The organism is Planotetraspora thailandica (assembly GCF_016863335.1).
Classification (GTDB): domain Bacteria; phylum Actinomycetota; class Actinomycetes; order Streptosporangiales; family Streptosporangiaceae; genus Planotetraspora; species Planotetraspora thailandica.
Map to the genome: position 1 here is coordinate 34,375 of NZ_BOOR01000018.1, position 24,439 is coordinate 58,813.

The window sequence follows — 24,439 nt, forward strand, 5'->3', positions numbered from 1 at the left end:
GGACAGTCGCTTCCGTAGGTGCGCATCCTCTCGATCGCGCGGTGTGTTCGGCGGGCGAAAGCCCTTGGGCTCACGCCAAGATCCCGGGTAGGTTCGAGCGGTGAGCCAATTTCCGGACATCCATGAATACGTAGCCGTGCCGCGCGTGGTGTCGTTGCGGCTCTCGCCCGACGGGACCCGGCTGGTCGCCGTGGTCCAGTCCCTGAACCCCGACCGCTCGTCGTACGGCACGGCCCTCTGGGAGATCCCTGTCGAGGCCGGCGACGCCGAGCCGTACCGGCTGACCCGGTCGGCGAAGGGGGAGGCGGGTGCCGAGTTCACCCCGGACGGCGAGGTGCTGTTTGTCTCCCGGCGCCCCGACGAGACCGTCAAGGACAACGACGAGAACGTGCCCGCCCTGTGGCTGCTGCCGGAGCGGGGCGAGCCGCGCAGGCTGGCGACCCGGCCCGGTGGGATCAGCGGGGTCCGGGCCGCCGGAGGGACGGTCGTCTACGCCGCCGGCGTGCTGCCCGGTCACGCCGCCACCGAGGAGGAGCGCCGCAAGGCCCGCAAGGATGCCGGAATCAGCGCGATCCTGCACGAGAGCTACCCCGTGCGTTTCTGGGACCACGATCTCGGCCCCGCGCAGACGCGCCTGCTGGCCGGTGCCGTACGGGGAGACGTGCTCGCGGGCCCGGCCGGTGCGGACGACGTGGCCGACCTGACGCCGGAGCCTGGGCGGGCGCTGGACAACGCCTCGTTCGCCGTCACACCGGACGGCGCCACGGTGATCACCACCTGGATGGTTCCCGCCGGCGACGGAGAGGTGCGCTTCGAGCTGGTCGCGTTCGACGTCGCGGCTGGGGCGGCGTCACGGCGCACGCTGGCCGCCTCCGACGGCCACGACTTCGGCGGCCCGGTGACGGTGTCGCCCGACGGTCGGTACGTCGCGTGCTCCCGGGAACGGCTCGGCGACCAGGAGTTGTCGACCGCCCTGGAGTTGTGGGTCGTCGACCTGGAGACGGGCGAGGGCAGGGCCCTCGGCGGGGAGCTGTTCCCGTCGGCGATCGCGTGGGCGCAGTCGTCGGACGCCCTGTACATCGCGGCCGACCACCAGGGCCGCAGGCCCGTGTTCCGCGTCTCCCTTGACGGCGACGTGGCCCGGCTGACCACGGACGACGGCGCCTACCAGGAGCTGTGCCCGGCTCCCGACGGCTCGCTCTACGCGCTGCGCAGCGCCGTCGACGCGGCGGCGCGGCCCGTGCGGATCGCCCCGGACGGCTCACTCACCCACCTGCCCTCGCCGGCGCCGACGCTGGACCTGCCGGGCACGCTGACCGAGGTCACCGCCCTCGCCGACGACGGAACGGAGATCAGGGGCTGGCTCGTGCTGCCCGCGGAGGCGTCGGCGGAGAACCCCGCGCCGTTCCTGCTGTGGATCCACGGCGGGCCGGTGGCCAGCTGGAACGACTGGTCCTGGCGATGGAACCCGTGGATCATGGCCAAGAACGGCTACGCCGTGCTGCTGCCGGACCCCTGCCTGTCCACAGGGTACGGCCAGGCCATGATCGACCGGGGCTGGGGCGACTGGGGGCCGGTCACGCACGCCGACCTCATGGCGATCACCGACGAGTGTCTCAAGCGGCCGGAGGTCGACGAGCAGCGGATCGCCGCCATGGGCGGATCGTTCGGCGGCTACATGGCCAACTGGGTCGCCGGTCACACCGACAGGTTCAAGGCCATCGTCACCCACGCGTCCCTCTGGAACCTCGACCAGTTCGCCGGGACCACGGATGCCTCGATGTACTGGCAGCGGGAGTTCGGGGTGCCTGGCTCGGCGCGGTACACGCGCCTGTCACCGCACCACTCGCTCGACAAGATCACCACGCCGATGCTGGTGATCCACGGGGACAAGGACTACCGGGTGCCGATCGGGGAGGGGCTGCGGCTCTGGTGGGACCTCCAGCGTTCGGGGGTCGAGTCCAAGTTCCTCTACTTCCCGGACGAGAACCACTGGGTCCTCAAGCCCGGCAACGCCGTCGTGTGGTACGAGACCGTGCTGGCCTTCCTGTCCCAGCACGTCCTCGGCACCCCCTGGACCCGCCCGTCATCCCTCGCCTGACCCCGCCAGGGGGATTTCTGGGGTGAGGGCTTGGTGGTGAGGGATGTGGTGGTGATCCTTGGAGGAACCCTGGGAGGAACCCTGGGCGTGATCATGCAGAAGTTCGCGGCCGTGCCGTACGACCTGCGCCTTTCGTAGTGGTGATCATGCAGAAGTTCGGAGGAGGCATGCGCGACCTGCGGATTCGCAGTTCGTGATCATGCACCTCTTCGGGCCCGCCTACGCCCGTCTGGGAAGATGGCGTTCGTGACCATGCAGTCCGGAAATTTCCGGACTGCATGATCGCGTTATGGATTTTCGCAGGCAGAAGGCCATGATCTCGAAGTTCTGCATGATCACCGGGGATGGGAAAGCAGGTCACAGTGGGTGCGAGCGAAGTTCTGCATGATCACGCCCAAGGTGGGGGGGATCTCCAGGGGGTGGTGGGGGAGTTGCTCGAGCTGGCCCTCGACATCGCCCGCGAGACGGGGGAGATGCTGCTCGCCGAACGGCCCGCGAGGCCCGAGGTCCTGGCCACCAAATCCAGCCCCACCGACATCGTGACCTCCCTCGACCGCGCCGCCGAGCAACTGATCCGCGCCCGCATCGGCGAGGCCCGTCCGGGCGACGCCATCCTGGGCGAGGAGGGCGGCGACACGCCCGGCGAGGGGCGGGTGCGCTGGGTGGTCGACCCGATCGACGGCACGGTCAACTTCCTGTACGGCCTGCCGGCCTGGGCGGTCAGCATCGCCGCCGAACTCGACGGGGAGATCGTCGCCGGGGTCGTGTACAACGTGCCCCTCGGTGAGCTGTTCAGCGCCTCGAAGGGCGGCGGAGCCTGGCTGGCGGGCGAGCGTCTGCACTGCACCACCGGCGTCCCCGTCGAGGCGGCACTGGTCGCCACCGGGTTCGCCTACGGCGCGGAACGCCGGCGCGTCCAGGCCGAGGTGCTCACCACGCTGCTGCCGACGGTCCGCGACATCCGGCGGTCCGGATCGTGCGCGATCGACCTGTGCTCGGTCGCCGCCGGGCGCGTCGACGCCTACTACGAGCGGGGCGTCAACTACTGGGACTACGCCGCCGGCGGCCTGGTCGCGACCGAGGCGGGCGCGCGGTTCGGCAGCCTGAACGGCAGGCCGAGCGACGCCGACGTGACCATCTGCGCAGATCCGGGCCTGTACGGCGAACTGCATGAGCTTCTGACGTCGATCGGCCTCGACCGAGCCTGATCAGGCCCAAAAAGGCGGGGGCCCGCCGTACAGGCGAGCCCCCAGGGGTTCGGTGCCGTCTTACTTATCGCTGGATCGAAATGCCGTGATCGTCGGCCAGGCGGCGGAGGTCTTCGATCTCGGCGGTGAGGGCGTCGGCGAGGAATGCGTCTCCGCTCGACCTGGCCTCCTCGAGACCCTTGTAGGCCTGGTCGAGCCGGGATTCGATCGTTGTCGTGAACTCGCCCATCTCACCTTCTTTCTCGGGGGCGAAAAGTTGTCATGCGCGGACCCCGCAGCGGATCCTGGGGAGGAAGCCCTTCCCCGGCACACGACAATTGGGGTGTAGCCCCCCATTACCCACTGGCGGGCTTGCCTCAAACCACCCAAATCCTGTGCTCTGCATCACGTGATCGCGGGAGACCGCTTACCACAGGCTTACGGCGGGTGTTGCGAGAATGTGAGCGTCATTCCAGCTGAGGAGGACCTTGATGCGCGTGCTTGTGGTGGAGGACGAGCGAGTGCTCGCGGACGCCATCGCGACCGGGCTCCGCCGCGAGGCGATGGCCGTGGACGTGGCCTACGACGGCGCGGCCGCGCTGGAGAAGACCGCCTACATCGACTACGACGTGATCGTGCTCGACCGTGACCTGCCCAAGGTGCACGGCGACCAGGTGGCGCGTCACCTCGTCACCCAGCGGTCGGCGTCGCGGATCATCATGCTGACGGCGTCCGGCGAGGTCGACGACAAGGTGGAGGGCCTGGAGCTCGGCGCCGACGACTATCTCGCCAAGCCGTTCGCGTTCATGGAGCTCGTCGCGCGGGTGCGGGCGCTGGGCCGCAGGTCGGCCCCGCCGTTGCCGCCCGTGCTCGAGCGCGCCGGAATCCGGCTCGACCCGGGCAAACGGCTGGTCACCCGGGACGACAAGGAGATCCCGCTGACCAAGAAGGAGTTCGCCGTCCTGGAGGAGCTGATGCGCGCAGAAGGCGCCGTCGTCAGCCAGGAGGATCTCCTCGACAAGGCGTGGGACGAGCACATCGACCCGTTCACCAACGTTGTCCGGGTGACCATGATGACCCTGCGCAAGAAGCTCGGTGAGCCGCAGGCCATCGAGACCGTGCCCGGTGTCGGATACCGCCTGTGACCGAGCCGGCCCAGGGGGGCGTCCAGGAGCGAGGTGACGTCGTGAGCGGACCGGATGCGCCGGAGAACCACGGCGGCGACTCGGCGCGCGCCCCGCAGATGCTTCCCGCTCCGGCCGCCGGAGCGGCGCAGGTGCACGGCCAGCATGGCCAGCACGGCCAGCACGGCCAGCACGGCCAGCACGGCCAGGTGCCGCCGCCTCCGAGCGGGCCGCCTGCCTGGGACGGCCCGCCGCCGGTGACCGCCAATCCCGCACGGCGGCGCCTGCTCGACGAGATCAAGGCGATGTCCAACCGCGTGAGCATCCGCTGGCGGCTGACATTGACCTATGCGGCGCTGGTGTTCGTCGCCGGCGTGTTCCTGCTCATGCTCATGTACGTCCTGGCGGGGCAGGCCATCGACGCGGCCTGGCCCGGCAACATCCTGGTGCCCAACATCAACCTGCCGCAGAGCACCGAGGACACGATCAAGGAGTACTACCTCCAGACCTTGGCCGACGCCATCGCCACCGCGCGGGGCGAGCTGCTGAGGAGGTCGCTGCCCGCCCTGCTGGGCGTGGCCATCCTCGCGCTCATGATCGGCTATCTCGTGGCCGACCGCGCGCTGCGGCCGATCAAGAAGATGACGGCGACGGCCCGCAAGCTGTCGGAGACCTCGCTCGCCCACGAGCGCATCGACCTGACCGGGCCCGACGACGAGCTGAAGGAGCTCGCCGACACTTTCGACGCGATGCTCACCCGCCTAAACGCGGCGTTCGACGCCCAGCGCAGGTTCGTCGACAACGCCTCGCACGAGCTGCGCACCCCGCTCGCGATCAACAGGACCGTCCTGGAGGTGGCCCTCGCCGATCCCGAGGCGTCCGAGGATCTCAAGGTGCTCGGCCGTACGCTGCTGGGCACGACCGCCCGCAACGAGCGCCTGATCGAGGGGCTGCTGCTTCTGGCCCGCAGCGACAGAGAGCTTTCCGTCCGCAAACCCGTGGACATTCAGGAGGTCGCCAAGACGGCGATCGAGCAGCTGACCGCGTTCGCGGCGGAGGAAGAGATCGCGGTCGAATATGACCTCCATCCGGCCCCGGTGACGGGAGATCCGGTTCTTCTCGAGCGGTGCGTTTCCAACCTGATCGAGAACGGCATCAAGCACAACATGGGCCCCACCGGAAAAGTCTGGGTCCGAACGGGAATTGTCGGCGGGGGTGCCGTTGTTCAGATCGCGAACACGGGGCCACATGTGCCCGCGTACGAGGTGGACAGCCTGTTCGAGCCTTTCAGGCGACTGAACGCCGATCGGGTGCAATCCGCCAAAGGCGCGGGTCTCGGCCTGTCCATCGTGCGTGCGATCGTCCGGGCGCATGACGGATCGGTGAGCGCCGTCCCTCGTGACGGCGGCGGCCTCGTGATGACGGTCCGTCTTTCGGTGACCGGGGGAACCACCGGCGCCACGCAGTCGGCGCGCTGAGGGAGCGAGCGCGCCGTACATGTGGTTGGATGTGCCGTCGAAACGCGGTGGGTCATACCGTCGATACTGTGGTTTTCGCCATATTTGGCTAACCACAGCCTAGTGCGGGATGCCCCTCTCGTGTCGGGAGGTTCAGTGTTCGTCCATCCGGGTACCGATTGCAAAATCTCCCGGCCGCGACGGGCACAATTTCCGCCTCCCGTGCGTTGAAGACGCGCGACGTAGGCGCAGACAGATAGATGAGGGGGATGGAGTACGCAAATGGCTACCGACTACGACAGCCCGCGCAAGACTGATGACGACCTGAATGAGGACAGCCTTCAGGAACTTCAGGCGCGGCGCAGCGACAAGTCGTCGGGCAGCATCGACATCGACGAGACCGACCTTGCCGAGTCGTTGGAGCTGCCGGGGGCTGATCTTTCCAACGAGGAGCTGTCTCTTCGGGTGATCCCACGCCAGGCTGACGAGTTCACCTGCTCGCGTTGCTTCCTGGTGCACCACCGCAGCCAGTTGGCCTCCGAGCGGAACGGTCAGCAGGTCTGCCGCGAGTGCGCAGCTTAGGAGACTCATGAGGAGGGTCCGTTGACTCCCGAAACGGATCGATCGCACGACGGCAACGACAAGCACGAAGAGCACGACGAGGTAGCCGATCTTGTCGGCAGGCTCGTGGCCCCTCAAGAGGCGGACGGGGCCGAGCGGCGAAGGCTGCTCGGCCGCCTCAGCAAGGCGCTCGCGGTGTCGGCCAAGGAGGCCCGGAGGTCGGGCACGGCCCGCGGCCGATGGCTGGCCGACGTTTTCGTCAACATCGCCCAGCGTCTGCCGGTCAGGGACTACGCGACGCTTCAGGAGCACCATTACGGCCTCACGGGAGAGGCCTTGGCCGACGACCTGGTCCGTACGGCGGCGAAGGCGACCATGGCCATCGGCGCGGTGGGAGGAGCCCTGGCCGCTGCAGAGTTCGCGGCCCCACCCCTGCTCCTTTCCGCCCCGGCGCAGCTGGTTGCGGAGACGCTGGTCGTCGCGGCGGTCGAGGTCAAACTCGTCGCCGAGCTGCACGAGGTGTACGGCGTGCATATCCCCGGCAACGGCTCCCAGCGCGCGGCCGCCTATGCCCTGGCCTGGTCGAAACAGCGCGGCGTGAACCCCCTCGCACCCGGCTCGGCCACCCTCGCCCTCGGGGCGGCGGCGAAGACGGCCCTGCGCAACCGGCTGATGCGCACTCTGGGCCGGCACCTCACGACCCTCGGACCCTTCCTCACCGGCGCGGTCGCCGGCGGGGCGCTCAACCGGGTGGCGACCAGGAGGCTGGCCGAGGCCGTGCGCGCCGATCTGCGCCGTCAGCAGACGCTGCCTCCCGGCCAGAGCGGCTGAATTACGGACCGTATCCAGGCCGGTCTCCGCCCGGCCCGTTGATCTCGGTAGCGAAACTGTGACCGATTGGTCTAAACCTCTTCCGTACGCCCAGTGAGCTGCGTGAGATCATCCTCACGTTCTCCTTCGCGAATTGTGCAAGTCGATACGGGTATGGGCGACTGGAGATGCCTCTCTTATGGTGGGCACAGACGACCCTGGAGGGGCTTCATGCGTAGTACCAGCTCGTTTCTGATCGTCGCGAACCGGCTTCCGGTGGACCGCGTGGGCGAGAAGGAATGGCGGCGCAGCCCCGGAGGACTCGTCACCGCGCTCGCCCCGGTCATGCAGCAGCGCGACGGCGCCTGGCTCGGATGGACGGGCGCCGCCGAGGAGGAGCTCAAACCCTTCGACGACGACGGCATGCACCTGATCCCCGTACCGCTGTCGGCCCTCGAGGTCGAGCTCTACTACGAGGGGTTCTCCAACGCGACCTTGTGGCCGCTCTACCACGACGTCGTCGCCACGCCCGTCTACTCACGTGTTCTGTGGGACGCCTACCGGGCCGTCAACGACCGGTTCGCCCGGGCCGCGGCCGACGCGGCGGCGCCCGGCGCGGTCGTGTGGGTGCAGGACTACCAGCTCCAGCTGGTGCCCGCCATGCTGCGCAAGCTCCGCCCCGACCTCAAGATCGGCTTCTTCCTGCACATCCCGTTCCCGCCCGCCGAGCTGTTCTGGCAGCTGCCCTGGCGCAACGAGATCGTGGAAGGCCTTCTCGGCGCCGACCTCGTCGGCTTCCAGCGGCCCGGCGGCGCCTCGAACTTCATCCGCCTCTGCCGGCGCCTGCTCGGCCTGCCCAACCACCGCAACGAGGTCCAGGTGGACGGCCGCACCGTCAGGGCCGAGGCGTTCCCGATCTCCGTCGACTTCGGCGAGCTCGACCAGATGGTCCGCGATCCCCGGATCCAGGTGAGGGCCAGGGAGATCCGCGCGGAGCTGGGCGACCCGGAGCACGTGCTGCTCGGCGTGGACCGCCTCGACTACACCAAGGGCATCGGCCAGCGGCTCAAGGCGTTCGGCGAGCTGCTCGACGACGGCACGCTCAAGCCCGGGGAGGCGGCGTTCGTCCAGGTCGCCACGCCCACGCGGGAACGGGTCGAGGAGTACATCCGGCTGCGCAACGACATCGAGCTGATGGTGGGCCGGATCAACGGCGAGCACGGCATGCTGGGCCGCCAGCCGATCAACTACCTCCACCAGTCGTACAGCAAGGCGGAGCTGGCGGCGCTCTACTGCGCGGCCGACGTCATGGTCGTCACCCCGTTGCGCGACGGCATGAACCTGGTCGCCAAGGAGTACGTCTCCTGCCGGCACGACCTGCGGGGCGCTCTGGTGCTCAGCGAGTTCGCCGGGGCCGCCGACGAACTCAGGCAGGCGTTCCTGGTCAATCCGTACGACATAGACGGAATGAAGCGGGCGATGCTGGCGGCGATGCGGGCGACGCCGCACGAGCTGGGCCGCAGGATGCGGTCGCTGCGCCGCCGGGTCGCCACGCACAACGTCGACAAGTGGGCCAGCGACTTCCTCACGGCGCTCGAGACCGGGTGACCGCACCCCCGCCGGCGCAGTTCGGAGGCGCTGGTCAGACGTCCTTGGCGGCGGCCTTCCACGACCGGTACCTCTTGGCGGCCGCGCGGGTGGCGATGATCCTCGCCACCTCCATGCCGAGCCCCATGACGACGGCGTAGGCGAGGGCCTCGCGCAGGCTGATCTCCGGTGAGTCGACGTTGGCCGGGGGCTTCTTGCCGGTGGACTTCTCCCAGGCGTACGAGAGCACCTTCCGGGAGGCGAACCCCACGGCGAGCCCCACGAGACCGCCAACGATCCGCCACTGGATGTCGGGTTTGTCTTCGTCGGCCCGTGAAATGTCTGGCATGGTTCCTCCTCGGTGACGACCTTAGTGTCTACCCGTGGCCGCCCCTGCCACGCCATGCCCTGCGCGCGATCACGCCGATCTCCGCTCGCAGCTGAAGTGTCCGTGCAGATGTGATGAGTACGGCAAAAGCGGGACGCGCGCAAAAGTCGTGCGCGTTTGCGTGGGGAACATGCCAGGCTGGACGGGTGATCTCGCATAACGAGCATGAAGAGCCCGCGGTCCCGCGCGTTCTCGTGACGCTTGCCGCATGGAGTTGGCGGGTCCTGTTGCTCGGCGCGATGATTTACGTCGTCGCGTTGGCCATCGGGCGGCTGAGTTTCGTCGTGCTGCCGGTGGCCATCGCCTTCCTGCTCGCCGCACTCCTTTACCCGCTCACCCGGCGGCTCCGCAACGCCGGCCTGCGGCCGATCTACGCCACGTGGATCACCATCCTGTTCGGCCTGGCGATCATCGTCGGCGTCGGTTTCATGATCGGATTCCGGGCGAACGAGGAGTTCCCCAAGCTGGTGGCACAGATCCAGCTCACTGCGCGCAATGTGCAGGACTGGCTGCTGCACGGACCGCTCCAGCTCAAGGAGTCGCAGCTGGCCGACATGGTCGACCAGCTCACCAGGCAGGTCAACGAACAGCGCAGCCAGATCACCGAGACCCTGCTGACCGGGGCCACCGCGGTCGTCGAGGTGCTCACGTCGATCGTGCTGATGCTGTTCGTGACCTTCTTCCTGCTCAAGGACGGCGACCGCATCTGGGCGTGGTTCCTGCGCGCCTTCGGCCGCAATGCGCCGCGTGTCGACCGCGCCGGGCGCGCCGCCTGGGTCACGATCTCCCACTACGTGCACGGCACCGTCGCCGTCGCCGCCATCCACGGCGTAGTGATCGGAGTGGTGCTCGCGGGCATGCAGGTGCCCCTGTGGGCGCCGCTGGCGGTGCTGGTGTTCCTGGCGAGCTTCATCCCGATCGTCGGCATCTTCATCGCGGGCACCATCGCCACGCTGGTGACGTTCGGCGCACAGGGCTGGGTCTACGCGCTGATCTTCGTCGGGGTGCTCGTCGTCGAGCAGCAGCTGGAGAACCACGTGCTCCAGCCGCTGATCGTCGGCCGCGCCCTCGCGTTCCACCCCCTCGCGATCATCCTGGTGCTCGCGGTGGGCGGCGTACTCGGGGGAATCGCAGGCGCCGCCGTCGCCGTACCGGTGACCGCGGTGATCTACCGGGCGCTGCCCGAATTGCGGCGCGACGGGCCCCGGCCGGACCCCGAAGCCGTCGAGGTGCCGCCGCAGGCGTCCGAGCCTCCGGCCCACGTCGAAACCCCGGTCCCCGAGCAGGACGGCGGGAAGCCCGCGTCCGGTGCGGGAGAGGCGGTGTCTCCGCAGCACAACGGGTAGGGTCTTGCCTCATGAGCGTTGAGGTGCTGATCCACCGGCTCGACACGGGGCTTCCGCTGCCGTCGTACGCCCATCCGGGAGACGCGGGCGCCGACCTGTACGCCGTGGAGGACGTCGAGTTGCTGCCCGGAGAGCGGGCCGTGGTCGGGACCGGGGTGGCCATCGCGCTCCCGGACGGCTACGCGGCATTCATCCATCCCCGGTCGGGGCTGGCGGCCAAGTTCGGCGTGACGCTGGTCAACGCGCCCGGCACCGTCGACGCCGGATATCGGGGCGAGATCAAGGTAACGTTGATCAACACCGACTCCAAGAACGCGGTACGGCTCAAGCGCGGCGACAGGGTCGCGCAGATGGTCGTCCAGCGTGTGGAGAAGGCGGCGTTCCATGAGGTGGACCGCCTGCCCGGCTCGGTGCGCGGCGCCGACGGATTCGGTTCCACCGGCAGTTGACGGCGATTTGCGAAGCCGCCCCCTGTGGTGCCTAGCCTTGAACTCTCGGACAGTGGAAAGAGGAGCGTGAAAGAAGTGTTCCGACGCAGGCGAAGCGCGGAGGTGGAGGCGGTGCCGGCCGTCTCGGAGGACCAGTCCGCCACTCCCGCGCGGACATCCGGTCCCTGGGACGCCGAGGACGGTTACCCGGAGGCCGAGCGGGTCGATCTCGGCGGGCTCCGCCTGCCCATCGGCCCGGGATTCGAGGTGCAGCTCAGCCTCGCGGGTGATCACATCGACGGGGCACTCGTCTTCGTGAACGAGAGCGCCCTGCAGGTGCACGCGTTCGCCGCGCCCAAGCGGAGCGGCGTCTGGGACGAGATCCGCGCCGAGTTGTCCCGCGAGGTGGAGGCGGTCGGCGGCACCGTCGAGGAGCGCGAGGGCCCGTTCGGCGTCGAGCTGGCGGCGAAGGTCCCCACGCAGGATCAGGGGCCGCAGCCCGCCCGCTACATCGGGATCGACGGCCCCCGGTGGTTCCTCCGCGCGGTCATCAGCGGCCGGGCGGCGATCGACGACGAGGCGGCCGAGACCCTCGAGAACGTCGTCCGCGACATCGTGGTGGTCAGGGGAGACGAACCCATGGCGCCCAAGGACGCGATCCACCTGCGGCTGCCGGCCGAGGCCAGGCAGGCGATGGAGGAGCAGGACCAGAAGCCGAAGCTCAACCCGTTCGCGCCGCGCGGCCCGGAGATCACCGAAACTCGCTGACCTGGATTCGCTGACCTGGGGCGCGGCATCGCGATGCGCTCGCGGTGGGACGACGCCGCGCCTCGGGGCATGAATGGAGTACGGACCGCCATTTTCTGGTCTTCAGGCGAAGGATGTCCTCAAGTAGTGTGCGATGAGAGCGTCCCCTACGCTTGAGAGTCACGAGGACCGGTCTGAACTGCGAGCGTGGAAACTGGTGAGCGACCGATGAGCACGCCGGAGCCTGCCAAACGAGGCGGACTGCGGGGCTTCTTCCAGCGGCTGGCCAGCAGTCAGGCCGACCTGGAGGCCGCTGAGCTGCAAGAGGACCTGGACAGGCAGGGCGCCACGCCCATCGCCGCGTGTGGTGAACGGCGCAGGTTCTGCGTGGCGGGTACGCTGCGTACCGTGACATTGCGTCCTCGAGGGGGCGCGCCCGCTCTCGAGGCCGAGCTGTACGACGGTTCGGACGTGATCGATCTTGTATGGCTAGGCCGCCGGAAGATCGTCGGCATTGAGCCGGGCCGGGCCGTACGGGCGGAGGGCCTGGTTAGCCTCCAGGACGGTCGCAAGGTCATGTTCAATCCCCGCTACGAGCTGCGTCCGGCTGGTGGCCCTTGATCTCCAGGAGACCGTATGAGCACAGCGGACACGACGGCCGCGCCGGAGGCGCACGCAACCGTTGAGTCGGCCGTTCGTGCCCAGCTGGCCAAGGCGCTGGGCGGGAAGCGGGGCATCGTCGAGGCGGCGGTCCCCACGATCGCCTTCACGGGGATGTGGCTGGCGACCAAGGACCTGAAGACGTCGCTGATCGTCAGCATCGCCTCGGCCGTGGTCCTCCTGATCATCCGGCTCGTCCAGCGGAGCACACCGCAGTTCGTGCTCAACAGCCTGGTCGGCATCGGCATCGGCGCGATCTTCGCCGCGCGCACCGGTGAGGCCAAAGACGTCTTCCTGCCGGGCATCTACTACAACGCCGCGTACGCCGCCGGGATGCTCCTGTCGGTCGTCGTGCGCTGGCCGATCGTCGGCTTCCTTGTCGGATCGGTGACGGGCGACCCGACGGCCTGGCACAAGGACCCCGGCCTGGTGCGCCTGTGCACGCGGCTGACCTGGTTCCTGTTGCTGCCCTGCCTGATCCGTGTGGTGGTGCAACTGCCGCTCTACTGGGCCGACCAGGTGGCCACCCTCGGCATCATGAAGATCGCTCTGGGCTGGCCGCTCCAGGTCGCGGGCCTGGGCGCCATGTTGTGGCTGCTCGCCCGGGGCCGCACGCCCATCCAGCCCGGTACGGCTCAGCCCGCCGGATGAGCACGGCCGCCGCCCGAAGGCGGCGGCCGCACAGAAAGAACCGTCAGTGTGACGACAGCAGGTGGGCGAGCTCGTGCTCGACCTCCTGGTTGGCGACGAAGAGCAACTCGTCGCCCGCCTCCAGCGGGTCGTCGGCCGACGGCACCAGCACCCGGCCCTCGCGCAGGATGGCCACCAGGGCGGCGTCCTCCGGCCACGGCACGGAACCGGCCCGCTGCCCGACGACGGGGGCGTCCTCGGCCAGGGTGAGCTCGACGAGGTTGGCCTGGCCCTGCCGGAAGGTCATCAGCCTGACCAGGTCGCCGACGCTGACGGCCTCCTCGACCAGGGCCGACAGCAGCCGCGGCGTCGAGACCGCGACGTCCACGCCCCACGACTCGTTGAACAGCCACTCGTTCTTCGGGTGGTTGATCCGCGCGACCACGCGGGGCACGCCGTACTCGGTCTTGGCGAGCAGCGAGACCACCAGGTTGACCTTGTCGTCGCCCGACGCCGCGATCACGACCTGGCAGCCGTTGAGCCCGGCCTCGTCGAGCGAGGAGATCTCGCAGGCGTCGGCCAGGAGCCATTCGGCCCGGGGCACGCTGTCGATCTTGATGGCTCTGGGGTCGATGTCGATGAGCAGGACCTCGTGGCCGTTCTCCAGGAGTTCGACCGCGATGGACCGGCCGACGGCGCCGGCGCCCGCGATGGTGACGCGCATCAGTGCTCCTCGTCGGACGGCGGGGCTGACAGCACCTTGTTGATCCGATCCATGTCGTTCTCCGCCGCCATCAGGTGGAGGATGTCCCCCTCCTGGATCACGGTGTCGTCCTTGGGTACCAGCGCCTCGCCCATGCGGTTGATGAACGCCAGGCGCACCCCGGCCGCGGTCTCGAGGCCCGTGCTCCGCACGCCGATCCAGCCGGGGTGGAAGGGCACCTCCGCCAGGATCACCGTGCCCGTGGGGTCACGCCAGAGTGGTTCCGCGCCCTCGGGGAGGACCCGGCGCAGGATCTGGTCGGCCGTCCAGCGGACGGTCGCGACGGTGGGGATGCCGAGCCGCTGGTAGACCTCGGCTCGGCGGGGATCGTAGATGCGGGCGACGACGTTGTCCACCCCGAACATCTCCCGCGCCACACGCGCGGAGATGATGTTGGAGTTGTCGCCGCTGCTGACGGCGACGAAGGCGGCGGCCGACTCGATGCCGGCCTCACCCAGCACATCTTGGTCGAAACCCATCCCGGTTATCCGGCGCCCGCGAAAGCCCGCGCGAAGCCTGCGGAAGGCCTGCGGGTCGCGGTCGATGATGGCGACCGAATGGCCGTTGTCCTCCAGAATATGAGCTAGGGTCGAGCCGACCCGCCCACATCCCATGATCACGATATGCATACTCTCCCGCCGTGGGTTTGTGGCGGACTCCTATTGAAATCAGTATGTCGCGCTTGGTCTGAACCATGTGCGCCGGGCGCGCCGCCGAGGACTAGGCTCAGCAGACGTGTCAAAGGTGACGGATCTTGTCAAACGGCTTGTCGTGGGGCGCGCTCTTCGAAGCACGCAGCTCCACGATCAGCTGCTGCCCAAGCGCGTAGCCCTCCCGGTCTTCGCGAGTGACGCCCTGTCGTCGGTGGCCTACGCGCCGCAGGAGATCCTGGTCATCCTGTCACTGGCCGGAGCCACCTTCTACAGCTACAGCCCCTGGGTGGCGGCCGCCGTCGTCCTCGTCATGCTGGTCGTCGTCGCGTCCTACCGGCAGAACGTGCACGCCTATCCCAGCGGCGGCGGCGACTACGAGGTCGCGACCACGAACCTCGGGCCCAACGCCGGGCTGACGGTCGCGAGCGCGCTGCTCGTCGACTACGTGCTCACCGTCGCCGTCTCCGTGGCCAACGGCGCCGACTACGTGGGGGCCACCATCCCGTTCGTGGCCCAGCACCGGCCGCTCATCGCGATCGGGATCGTCGTCCTGCTGACCGTGATCAACCTGAGGGGCATCCGCGAGTCGGGTGTGGCGTTCGCCATCCCCACCTACGCGTTCATGGCGGCGGTCATCGGCATGGTCCTGTGGGGCATGTTCCGCTTACTCGTGCTCCACGACGATCTGCGCGCCCCCACCGCCGACTACAAGATCGTCTCGGAGCAAGCCGACCTCGGCGGCTTCGCGCTGGCCTTCCTGGTGCTGCGCGCCTTCTCCTCCGGATGTGCGGCGCTGACCGGGGTCGAGGCGATCAGCAACGGCGTCCCCGCCTTTCGCAAGCCCAAGAGCCGCAACGCCGCGACCACGCTGCTGCTGATGGGCGGCATCGCCGTCACGATGTTCAGCGGCATCATCTTCCTCGGCCTGCGGGCGGGCGTGAAGGTGACCGACCCGACCAACGCGGCCAGGGACATCCTGATCAACGGCCATCCGGCAGGCCCCGGCTACTACCAGCAGCCGATCATCGCCCAGGTCGCCTCCGCCGTCTTCGGCGACGGCTCGGCGTTGTTCATCGTCATATCGGCGGTGACCGCACTCATCCTGTTCCTGGCCGCCAACACCGCGTTCAACGGCTTCCCCGTGCTCGGCTCGATCCTCGCCCAGGACCGGTACCTGCCGCGCCAGCTCCACACCCGCGGCGACCGGCTCGCGTTCAGCAACGGCATCATCCTCCTCGCCGGTGGGGCGGGCCTGCTGATCTGGGCCTTCAACGCCGACGTGAGCAAGCTGCTCAACCTCTACATCCTCGGCGTGTTCGTCTCCTTCACCCTCAGCCAGCTCGGCATGGTGCGCCACTGGACCCGTCATCTGAAGACCGAGCCCGATCCCCGGACCCGGTTCCGCATGATGCGCGCCCGGATCATCAACGGCTTCGGCGGCATCATGACCGGCGTCGTCCTGATCGTCGTGCTGCTCACCAAATTCACCCACGGCGCCTACATCGTCTGCATCGCGATGCCTGTGCTGTTCCTGATGATGAAGGGTATCCGCCACCACTACGACCGCGTCGCCGAGGAGCTGGCCGCCCCCGAGGAGGGCGAGACCGACGTGTCGATCCTTCCCGCGCGCAACCACGCGATCGTGCTCATATCCAAGATCCACAAGCCGACGTTGCGCGCCCTCGCGTACGCCAAGGCGACCCGGCCCTCCACCCTGGAGGCGGTCACGGTGAGCGTCGACGCCGACGAGGCGGCGAAGCTGCAGGGGGAATGGGACCGCCGCGGCATACCGGTGCCGCTGAAGATCCTCGACTCGCCCTACCGAGAGATCACCGGCCCCGTGCTCGAATACGTGAAGTCGCTGCGCCGTCGCTCGCCGCGCGACGTCGTCAGCGTCTACATCCCGGAGTACGTCGTCGGCCACTGGTGGGAGCACCTGCTCCACAACCAGAGCGCGCTGCGCCTCAAGGGGCGCCTGCTGTTCAAGCCCGGCGTGATGGTGATCAGCGTGCCGTGGCAGCTGGCCTCCTCCGACCGGCTCAAGGGACGCAGGGACGGCGTCGCGCCCGGCGCGGCCCGTCGCTCCTACCAGCCGCCCGTGCAGAAGGACGATCAGGTCAAGGCATGATTGACCTCATGACATACATCCCCGCGCCGTCCGCACGGACGGGAGACCACCGTGCCCGTTGAGCTGACCGTCACAGGCGTCGCCAACGGCGGCTGGTGCGTGGCCAGGCACGACGGCCGGGTCGTGTTCGTACGGCACGCCCTGCCGGGGGAGCGGGTGCTCGCCGAGATCACCGAGGAGACCTCGCGGTTCCTGCGGGCCGACGCCGTCGAAATCCTCGAGCCGTCCCCCGACCGGGTGACGCCCCCGTGCCCGTTCAGCGGCCCCGGCCGCTGCGGCGGCTGCGACTGGCAGCACGCCTCCCTCGACGCGCAGCGGCGGATGAAGGCCGACGTCGTCGCCGAGCAGCTCAGGCGGCTGGCGGGGATCGACTGGAAGGTCGTGGTCGAGGAGGTGCCGGGGGCGCCCGACGGCCTCGGATGGCGCACGCGCGTGCAGTTCGCCGTCGACCGGGACGGCTCGGCCGGGCTGCGCCGGCACCGGTCCCACGACGTCGAGCACATCGACCGCTGCCTGATCGCCCACCCCGCCGTCGAGGAGATCGGGGCCGAGACCCGCGACTGGCGTGGCGCCGCGGCCGTGGAGGTGGTGGCCGCGTCCGGCGGCGACCGCGCGGTCATCGTCGAACCGCTGCCCCACCGGCGCGCGGCCGTACCCGACGTGGACGCGTCGGTCCTGCTCGACGAGGGCAGGCGCGGGACGCGGGCGCTCAGCGGGCAGGCGTCGCTGGTGGAGCGGGTCGGCGGGCGTGACTTCCGGGTGACCGCGAGCGGGTTCTGGCAGGTCCACCCCGGCGCCGCGGAGACGCTGCTCGACGCCGTGCTCGGCTTCGGCGAGCCGAAGGAAGGGGAGTGGGCGCTCGACCTCTACTGCGGGGCCGGGCTGTTCGCCGCCGGCCTCGCCTCCGCCGTCGGCTCCAGCGGGGCCGTGCTCGGCATCGAGTCGGAGCCGCAGGCCGTGCAGGACGCCCGGCTGAACCTGCGTGACCTGCCGCAGGCCCAGGTCGAGCGGGGCAGGGTCGAAGAGGCGCTCGACCGGCTCGACATCCAGACCGCCGACCTCGTCGTGGCAGACCCGCCCCGGGCCGGGCTGGGCCGTCCCGTCGTCGACCGGGTCGCCGGCCTCGACGCGTCAAGGATCGTCTACGTCTCCTGCGACCCCGCGACGCTGGCACGGGACATCTCCTGGTTCGCCGGGCACGGCTACCGGATGACGGCGCTGCGCGCCTTCGACCAGTACCCCATGACCCACCACGTGGAGTGCGTGGCCCTGCTGGTCAAGGAGTAGCCCGGGGAGTCAGGACCCGTCTGAGGTGTTGAGCACGTGGATGACGGCGTCGGCGGGGGAGGCGCCGCGGGCCGACAGCCACGCCAGGTCGGTCTTCGCGCGGAAGGCCGCGAGCCGTTGCGCCTCGGACAGGCCGAGGTCGTCGGCGCTCGCCAGGATCGGGGTCAGGCCGATCCGATGCCACAGGGGCCGCCCGCCGACGCCGAGCGCCTCGGCGAGCTGCGTGTGCGCCGACCTGGCCCCGATCGACAACCTGCGCAGATTGTCAGGCGAGCCTGGAACGAACCGCATGAGCAGGTTGACCGTGTCGATCTCGGCTCCGGCGTCGTGGGCGGCGCGGAGCATGGTCACGTCGTCGGGATCGAGGCCGTCTTCCGCCACGGGAAGGGTGAAGGTGACGCCGAGCGGGCGCCCGGCGGTTCCGGCCTCATCCTGCAGCAGGGCGATCGCCGCGGCACGGCGCTCCACGGCCGCGGTGTCGCTCGAGTCGTTCACCTCGAAGTCGATCGAGGCGGGCTGAAAGGCGTCAAGCACCTCGCGGTAGGCCGCCAGGAGCCGCGCCGGGTCCTCACACGTGGCCGACAGCTCGGGACCGGAGGGTCCGCCGAACGACAACGCGGCGTCGCCGCCCTGCGCCCTGAGCTCGCCGAGGCGTTCGGCGACCATGTCGCCGCGCCGGGCCGTGCCGTCCCAGGTGGGCGAGCATCCGTCGGGCCCAGCCGTGAGATGGCCGATCGTGTACCACAACACGCCGGTGTTCCTGGCCCCGGCCGACAGGTCGAACCGGGGGTTGCGCGCCACGTCGGCGAATCCCATGTAACCGGAAGGGCGGGCGACTCGGACCCGCGCGGGGCTCACCGGGGGCGGCGGGCGCCGGGTCGCGACCGGGTCGGGAGCGGGCTGCGACGGCTTGGCCGTACCGGGTTCGGGGGTGGGGTGGGCGGCGGCCAGCGACCTGGTGGGCGGGGACGACGGCGAACCCCAGTCGGCCCGGGTCTGCGCCGGAAGCAGCCACAACGCGAAACCTGTGGCGATCACCAGGACGGTCCCCGCCAGCAGCACCACCGATCGAGGCGGGGTGCCCGCCTCGCGGTTGTGCCGTGCCGAGTCCACCGGTCGCCACCCTCAGTCGTCTTATGACTACGTTGCGCACAGGAGGCTTGAACTTTAGCAATCCCCACCGACAGTGGAGGGGATAATGAATAGATGAAATTGAGGATCTTCACTGAACCCCAGCAGGGCGCGACATACGATGACCTGCTCGCGGTGGCCCAGGCGGCTGAGCGGCTGGGATTCGACGCGTTCTTCCGGTCCGACCATTACCAGCGGATGGGGGCGGGCGACCCCGGGGCGGGGCCGACGGACGCGTGGGTGACTCTGGCGGGTCTTGCCAGGGAGACCTCGCGCATCCGGCTCGGCACGCTGGTGTCGGCCGCGACCTTCCGGCTGCCCGGCCCGCTGGCGATCACTGTCGCCGGTGTCGACCAGATGAGCGGCGGCAGGATCGAGCTCGGCCTCGGAACCGGGTGGTTCGACGACGAGCACCGCTCGTACGGCATCCCGTTCCCGCCGCTCGGGGAGCGGTTCGAGCGCCTGGAAGAGCAGCTGGAGATCATCACCGGCCTGTGGGAGGCGGTCAAGCCCTTCTCGTACGAGGGGCGTCACTACAGCGTGGTGGACTCGCCGGCGTTGCCGAAGCCGGTGCAGCGGCCCCGTCCGCCGATCATCCTCGGCGGAGGCGGCGCGAAGAGGACGCCGCGGCTCGCCGCCAGATTCGCCGACGAGTTCAACGTGCCGTTCCACATGCCCGCCGACACCGGTGCGGCCTACGACCGCGTGAGGGAGGCGTGTGAGAAAGCCGGACGTGCGCCCATGCTCCTGTCGGCCGCCCAGGTCGTCTGCGTCGGGTCCGACGAGGCCGAGATCGCGCGCCGCGCCCAGGCCATCGGCCGGGATGTCGACGAACTGCGGGAACACGGCCTGACCGGCACGCCGCAGGAGGTCGTGGACAAGATCGGTGTGTTCCGCGATTTGGGCGCCGAGCGGCTCTACCTTCAGGTCCTCGACCTCGCCGACCTCGACCACCTGGAGCTGATCGCGGCCGAGGTCCTCCCACACGTTTGATCGGGCTTCTTAATCGGGTCGCGGGAGAAATGGGGCATCCGGCACACTTTGCCGGGTGCTCCTCACTATTTCCACCACGCTTCACCCGGCCACGGATCTCGGGTTCCTGCTGCACAAACACCCGGATCGGGTCCAGGAGTTCGAGCAGTCCTTCGGCACGGCGCGCGTCCTCTACCCGGAGGCGAGTGAAGAGCGCTGCACGGCCGCGCTGCTCCTGGAGGTCGACCCCATCAGGCTCGTGCGCTCAAGCGGGAAGTCGTCGCCCGACTTCTCACTGGGCCAGTACGTCAACGACCGGCCCTACGCCGCCTCGTCTCTGCTGGCCGTCGCCATCGCGGACGTCTTCCGTACGGCCAGGGCGGGACGGTGCAAGGCGCGGCAGGATCTCGCCGACCGGCCTATCCCGCTCGAGCTCATGCTGCCCGCGCTGCCGTGCCGGGGCGGAGCCGAGCTCGCGCACCGGCTGTTCGAGCCGCTCGGCTGGCAGGTGGACGCCCAGGCCGTACAACTGGACGAGGGCTTTCCCGACTGGGGCGACTCGCGCTATGTGCGCCTGACGCTGCGGGGGGAGGTGCGCCTGTCCGACGCGCTCAACCACCTCTATGTGCTGCTCCCGGTGCTGGACGACGCCAAGCACTACTGGATCGCGGGAGACGAGGTCGACAAGCTGATCGGGGCCGGGAGCGGATGGCTGGCCGGTCACCCGGACCGGGCGCTGATCACCCGGCGTTATCTCGGCCGCCGCGGAGCGCTAACGCGTACGGCTTTCGCCCGCCTCGCCGAACTCGGGGACGACGTGGAGGAGTCGCTTGAGCCGCCGGCCGAGGAAGAGGTGACGGAGGCGGCAGGCCGTCCGGACTCGGCGTCGGACACGTCGGATGCCGGCGTGTCCGACGAGGGCCTGCGGAGGACGCCGCTGAACACCCTGCGCAGGGACGCGGTCGTGGCGGCGCTGGAGGAGGTGGGCGCAAGATCGGTGATCGACCTCGGATGCGGGTCCGGGCAGCTGCTGACCGCCCTTCTCGGCCGGCCGGCGTTCGCCAAGGTCGCGGGGACGGACGTGTCGGCGCGCACGCTCTCCATCGCCGCACGCAAGCTGCGGCTCGACCGCATGCCGGATGCCAAGCGGGCGCGGCTGGAGCTGTTTCAGGGTTCCCTGACGTACACCGATGCGCGTTTTGCCGGCTATGACGCCGCGGTGCTGATGGAGGTGGTCGAGCATGTCGACCCGCCGCGGCTTCCCGCGCTCGAACGGGTCGTCTTCGGCGTGGCCCGGCCTCGGCACGTGATCGTGACCACGCCCAACGTCGAGTACAACGTCAGATACGAGGGCCTGGCTGGGGAAGGGGGGCCTGTTCGGCGCCGGCATCCGGACCATCGGTTCGAGTGGACCCGGGCCGAGTTCGCCGCCTGGGCGGGCGGAGTGTGCCAGGCCTACGGCTACGAGGTGGCCGTCAGGCCCGTGGGTGAAGACGACCCCGAGGTCGGTCCCCCCACCCAGATGGCCGTCTTCACCCTCCCCGCCGCCCCACCCCCTTTGGCGTGATCATGCAGAAGTTCGTGCACATGCGTGCTGAGCTGGCTCTATGCATTTCGTGATCATGCAGAAGTTCGGAGAAAGCGCGTTCTAGCTGCGGCGATGGAGCTCGTGATCATGCAATAGAAGTTCGATTGCATGATCACGAGCGGGGTTTGCCCAGGTGGGACCGTACGGCAGCGAACTTCTGCATGATCACGAAAGGTATCGCCCCAGGTCAGGGCCAGGGGCTCCGAACTTCTGCATGATCACGTCCGGGGTTTGGGCAGGTGGGCACGGGTGTTGCCGAAGTTCTGCATGATCACCACCAAGGTGGGCGGTGTGATCACCGCCAAGGCGGCGCGATGGGTCAGGGGTTTTGGGTGACTTTGTTAGGGGTTGTCTGTGGTTGAAGTAAGAGTTCCCCGGATGGGGCTGGTCGTGCTGGTCGGGATCTCGGGCAGCGGCAAATCGACGTTCGCCGCCAAGCATTTCGCGCCGACCCAGGTCATCTCCTCCGACTACTGCCGCGGCCTGGTCGCCGACGACGAGAACGACCAGTCGGCCACGCCCGACGCGTTCGACGTGCTTCATTACATCGTCGGCACCCGGCTGCGGCGTGGCCTGTTCACGGTGGTCGACGCCACCAATGTTCAGTGGGATGCGCGCAAGCAGCTGATCGAGCTGGCCAAGAGCCATGACGTGATGGCGGACGCGATCGTGCTCGACGTCCCCGAAGAGGTGGCGCTCGCCCGTAACGCCGCCAGGCCCGACCGGACGTTCGGCCCCCACGTGATCACCCGCCAGCGCAAGGACCTGCGCCGCTCGCTCGGCAAGATCGCCAGGGACGGCTTCCGGCGCATCCACGTCCTGCGCGGCGACGACATCGACGAGGCCGTCATCACCTATGAGAAGTCGTGGTCGGACCGCACCGAGCTCACGGGGCCCTTCGACATCATCGGCGACGTCCACGGCTGCCGGTTGGAGCTGGAGACCCTGCTGCGGACCCTCGGCTGGACGGTCACGCCGACCGGCGCCACCCATCCCGAGGGCAGGACGGCGGTGTTCGTGGGTGACCTGGTCGACCGGGGCCCCGACACTCCGGGCGTGCTGCGCCTGGTCATGGGCATGGTCGCGGCCGGCACGGCGCTGTGCGTGTCCGGCAACCACGAGCAGAAGCTCGTCCGCGCGCTCAACGGGCGCAAGGTCAGGGTCGCCCACGGGCTGGAGGAGTCGCTGACGCAGCTCGCCGCGGAGCCGGAGGAGTTCCGCGAGGCCGCGCGCACCTTCATGGACGGGCTGATCAGCCACTACCGGCTCGACGGCGGAGCTCTCGTCGTCGCCCACGCGGGGCTCAAGGAGGCCTACCACGGCAGGGCGTCCGGCCGCGTCCGGGCCTTCGCCCTTTACGGTGACACCACGGGCGAGACCGACGAGTACGGCCTGCCGGTCCGTTACCCGTGGGCCAACGAGTACCGCGGGCGGGCGATGGTGGTCTACGGGCACACGCCGACCACCGAACCCGAATGGGTGAACAACACGATCTGCCTCGACACGGGGGCGGTGTTCGGCGGCAGCCTGACCGCGCTGCGCTACCCCGAGCGGCAGCTCGTCTCAGTGCCGGCCGAGAAGGTCTGGTACGAGCCGGTCCGGCCGCTGACGTCGCAGTTCGCCCGCGACCCCGGCGTGCTCGACATCGGCGACGTGACCGGCACCCGCCACGTGGAGACCCGGCACGGCGGCCGCGTCAAGATCGTCCAGGAGAACTCGGCGGCGGCGCTGGAGATCATGAGCCGGTTCTCGGTGGACCCGCGCTGGCTGGTCTACCTTCCGCCGACGATGTCCCCGCCGGAGACCTCGGCGCTCGACGGCTTCCTGGAGCACCCGGACCAGGCGTTCGCGGAATACGCCAAGGCCGGCGTGTCCCGGGTGGTCTGCGAGGAGAAGCACATGGGCTCGCGGGCGATAGCCGTACTGGCCAGGACCCCCGAGGCGGCGGCCAGGCGGTTCGGCGTCACGGACGGCACCACCGGCAGCGTCTACACCCGCACCGGGCGGCCCTTCTTCGCCGACCTCACCGGTGAGCTCGTCGACCGGCTGCGTGACGCGGTGAGTCCGCTCTGGGACGAGCTGCGCACCGACTGGGTCGTGCTCGACGGCGAGCTGCTGCCCTGGTCGGCCAAGGCCGGGGGGCTGATCCGCGACCAGTACGCCTCGGTCGGCGCCGCGGCGCGGGCCGCCCTGCCGGAAGCGGTGGGGGTCCTGGAAGCGGCGGCCGGGCGCGGCCTGGATGTAGGCGGCCTGCTGGACCGCACCCAGCGCCGTGCCGGCAACGCTGCCCTGTTCCGGGACGCCTATGCGCGCTACTGCTGGCCGGTTTCGGGCCTCGACGGGGTACGGCTCGCGCCGTTCCAGGTGCTCGCGTGCGAGGGCCGGGCGACCGCGGTGACGGAGCCGCACTCGTGGCATCTTGAGGTGCTCGGACGGCTGAGCTCCCCGATCCTCACCCCCACCAGGCACGTGTACGTCTCGCTCGACTCGGAGGAGGAGCGTGCCGCAGCCGTCGAGTGGTGGTCGGAGCTGACCGCCGCCGGGGGAGAGGGCATGGTGGTCAAGCCAGTCGACCACGCGCCCGGCCGCGTGCAGCCAGGCATCAAGGTGCGCGGGCGGGAATACCTCCGGATCATCTACGGGCCCGACTACACCGAGTCGCTCGACCTGCTGCGCCGGCGGTTCCTCGGCAAGAAGCGCTCGCTGGCGTCGCGCGAGCACGCCCTCGGCGTGGAGGCGCTGAGCCGCCTGGCCGACGGCGACCCCCTCTGGCGGGTCCACGAGGCGGTGTTCGCCGTGCTCGCGCTCGAGTCGGAGCCGGTCGACCCGCGCCTGTGACGGCGCCAGGGCCCAGGCGCCCGGGAGCAGGGCCCACGTCACAGGCGCGGGCC

At 69.5% G+C, this 24,439-nt stretch carries 22 protein-coding genes; 17 read left to right on the forward strand and 5 right to left on the reverse strand.

Annotated features, from left to right (window positions below):
• Positions 1-100 precede the first annotated feature (100 nt).
• Both Pth03_RS14235 and Pth03_RS14240 read left to right on the forward strand, forming a co-directional pair.
• A complete protein-coding gene (locus Pth03_RS14235) occupies positions 101-2,101 on the forward strand; it encodes an alpha/beta hydrolase family protein (protein WP_203944719.1) in 2,001 nt (666 codons plus the stop codon).
• 344 nt (positions 2,102-2,445) lie between these two features.
• On the forward strand, positions 2,446-3,309 hold the full coding sequence (locus tag Pth03_RS14240; RefSeq protein WP_203944720.1) for an inositol monophosphatase family protein: 864 nt from the start codon (positions 2,446-2,448) through the stop codon (positions 3,307-3,309).
• A gap of 64 nt (positions 3,310-3,373) precedes the next feature.
• Here Pth03_RS14240 and Pth03_RS14245 read toward each other — a convergent pair whose 3' ends face one another.
• A complete protein-coding gene (locus Pth03_RS14245; protein ID WP_203944721.1) occupies positions 3,374-3,538 on the reverse strand; it encodes a hypothetical protein in 165 nt (54 codons plus the stop codon).
• Positions 3,539-3,779: 241 nt separating this feature from the next.
• On the opposite strand from Pth03_RS14245, the gene Pth03_RS14250 reads away from it, so the two are divergent.
• The 5 genes from Pth03_RS14250 (at position 3,780) to Pth03_RS14270 (ending at position 8,848) form a co-directional block, all read left to right on the forward strand.
• A complete protein-coding gene (locus Pth03_RS14250; protein WP_203944722.1) occupies positions 3,780-4,433 on the forward strand; it encodes a response regulator transcription factor in 654 nt (217 codons plus the stop codon).
• A 41-nt stretch (positions 4,434-4,474) separates the two neighbouring features.
• A complete protein-coding gene (locus Pth03_RS14255) occupies positions 4,475-5,890 on the forward strand; it encodes a sensor histidine kinase (RefSeq protein WP_239119026.1) in 1,416 nt (471 codons plus the stop codon).
• A 261-nt stretch (positions 5,891-6,151) separates the two neighbouring features.
• Positions 6,152-6,451, forward strand: a complete 300-nt coding sequence (locus Pth03_RS14260) for a DUF4193 domain-containing protein (RefSeq protein WP_182901403.1) — start codon at positions 6,152-6,154, stop codon at positions 6,449-6,451.
• 21 nt (positions 6,452-6,472) lie between these two features.
• Positions 6,473-7,261 (forward strand): hypothetical protein, encoded by a 789-nt coding sequence (locus Pth03_RS14265; RefSeq protein ID WP_239119027.1) that lies wholly within the window; start codon positions 6,473-6,475, stop codon positions 7,259-7,261.
• Between the two features lie 210 nt (positions 7,262-7,471).
• Positions 7,472-8,848 carry an alpha,alpha-trehalose-phosphate synthase (UDP-forming) gene (locus Pth03_RS14270; RefSeq protein ID WP_203944723.1) on the forward strand — a complete coding sequence of 459 codons (1,377 nt, stop codon included), beginning with the start codon at positions 7,472-7,474 and terminating at the stop codon, positions 8,846-8,848.
• A 34-nt stretch (positions 8,849-8,882) separates the two neighbouring features.
• Here Pth03_RS14270 and Pth03_RS14275 read toward each other — a convergent pair whose 3' ends face one another.
• On the reverse strand, positions 8,883-9,176 hold the full coding sequence (locus Pth03_RS14275) for a DUF4235 domain-containing protein (RefSeq protein WP_203944724.1): 294 nt from the start codon (positions 9,174-9,176) through the stop codon (positions 8,883-8,885).
• A 185-nt stretch (positions 9,177-9,361) separates the two neighbouring features.
• Here Pth03_RS14275 and Pth03_RS14280 point away from each other — a divergent pair, with 185 nt between their 5' ends.
• The 5 genes from Pth03_RS14280 (at position 9,362) to Pth03_RS14300 (ending at position 13,047) form a co-directional block, all read left to right on the forward strand.
• Positions 9,362-10,561: an AI-2E family transporter gene (locus Pth03_RS14280; protein WP_239119028.1), complete on the forward strand. Its 1,200-nt coding sequence runs from the start codon at positions 9,362-9,364 to the stop codon at positions 10,559-10,561.
• Between the two features lie 11 nt (positions 10,562-10,572).
• Positions 10,573-11,010, forward strand: a complete 438-nt coding sequence (gene dut / locus Pth03_RS14285; RefSeq protein ID WP_203944726.1) for a dUTP diphosphatase — start codon at positions 10,573-10,575, stop codon at positions 11,008-11,010.
• 66 nt (positions 11,011-11,076) lie between these two features.
• On the forward strand, positions 11,077-11,757 hold the full coding sequence (locus tag Pth03_RS14290; protein ID WP_239119029.1) for a DUF3710 domain-containing protein: 681 nt from the start codon (positions 11,077-11,079) through the stop codon (positions 11,755-11,757).
• 207 nt (positions 11,758-11,964) lie between these two features.
• The gene (locus Pth03_RS14295) at positions 11,965-12,357 is read left to right on the forward strand and encodes an OB-fold nucleic acid binding domain-containing protein (RefSeq protein WP_203944727.1); all 393 of its coding nucleotides are present in this window, start codon (positions 11,965-11,967) and stop codon (positions 12,355-12,357) included.
• Positions 12,358-12,372: 15 nt separating this feature from the next.
• Positions 12,373-13,047, forward strand: a complete 675-nt coding sequence (locus tag Pth03_RS14300; protein WP_203944728.1) for a DUF3159 domain-containing protein — start codon at positions 12,373-12,375, stop codon at positions 13,045-13,047.
• 43 nt (positions 13,048-13,090) lie between these two features.
• On the opposite strand, the gene Pth03_RS14305 is transcribed toward Pth03_RS14300, so the two are convergent.
• Positions 13,091-13,750 carry a potassium channel family protein gene (locus Pth03_RS14305; RefSeq protein ID WP_203944729.1) on the reverse strand — a complete coding sequence of 220 codons (660 nt, stop codon included), beginning with the start codon at positions 13,748-13,750 and terminating at the stop codon, positions 13,091-13,093.
• Complete coding sequence (locus Pth03_RS14310; protein ID WP_203944730.1) at positions 13,750-14,418, reverse strand: potassium channel family protein; 669 nt, start codon at positions 14,416-14,418, stop codon at positions 13,750-13,752. Before Pth03_RS14310 ends, Pth03_RS14305 begins: the two co-directional genes overlap by 1 nt.
• A 106-nt stretch (positions 14,419-14,524) precedes the next feature.
• Here Pth03_RS14310 and Pth03_RS14315 point away from each other — a divergent pair, with 106 nt between their 5' ends.
• On the forward strand, positions 14,525-16,570 hold the full coding sequence (locus tag Pth03_RS14315; RefSeq protein ID WP_203944731.1) for an APC family permease: 2,046 nt from the start codon (positions 14,525-14,527) through the stop codon (positions 16,568-16,570).
• A 51-nt stretch (positions 16,571-16,621) separates the two neighbouring features.
• Entirely contained in the window at positions 16,622-17,857 is a 1,236-nt protein-coding gene (locus Pth03_RS14320; RefSeq protein ID WP_203944732.1) for a class I SAM-dependent RNA methyltransferase, read from the forward strand.
• Positions 17,858-17,866: 9 nt separating this feature from the next.
• Here Pth03_RS14320 and Pth03_RS14325 read toward each other — a convergent pair whose 3' ends face one another.
• Positions 17,867-18,970, reverse strand: a complete 1,104-nt coding sequence (locus Pth03_RS14325) for a glycoside hydrolase family 18 protein (protein ID WP_203944733.1) — start codon at positions 18,968-18,970, stop codon at positions 17,867-17,869.
• 93 nt (positions 18,971-19,063) lie between these two features.
• Between Pth03_RS14325 and Pth03_RS14330 the strand changes: the two genes are divergently transcribed.
• From Pth03_RS14330 to Pth03_RS14340, 3 genes are all read left to right on the forward strand, one after another.
• Complete coding sequence (locus Pth03_RS14330; protein WP_203944734.1) at positions 19,064-19,981, forward strand: LLM class F420-dependent oxidoreductase; 918 nt, start codon at positions 19,064-19,066, stop codon at positions 19,979-19,981.
• Positions 19,982-20,036: 55 nt separating this feature from the next.
• Entirely contained in the window at positions 20,037-21,527 is a 1,491-nt protein-coding gene (locus tag Pth03_RS14335) for a 3' terminal RNA ribose 2'-O-methyltransferase Hen1 (protein ID WP_203944735.1), read from the forward strand.
• 375 nt (positions 21,528-21,902) lie between these two features.
• Entirely contained in the window at positions 21,903-24,386 is a 2,484-nt protein-coding gene (locus tag Pth03_RS14340) for a polynucleotide kinase-phosphatase (protein ID WP_203944736.1), read from the forward strand.
• Positions 24,387-24,439: the final 53 nt, after the last annotated feature.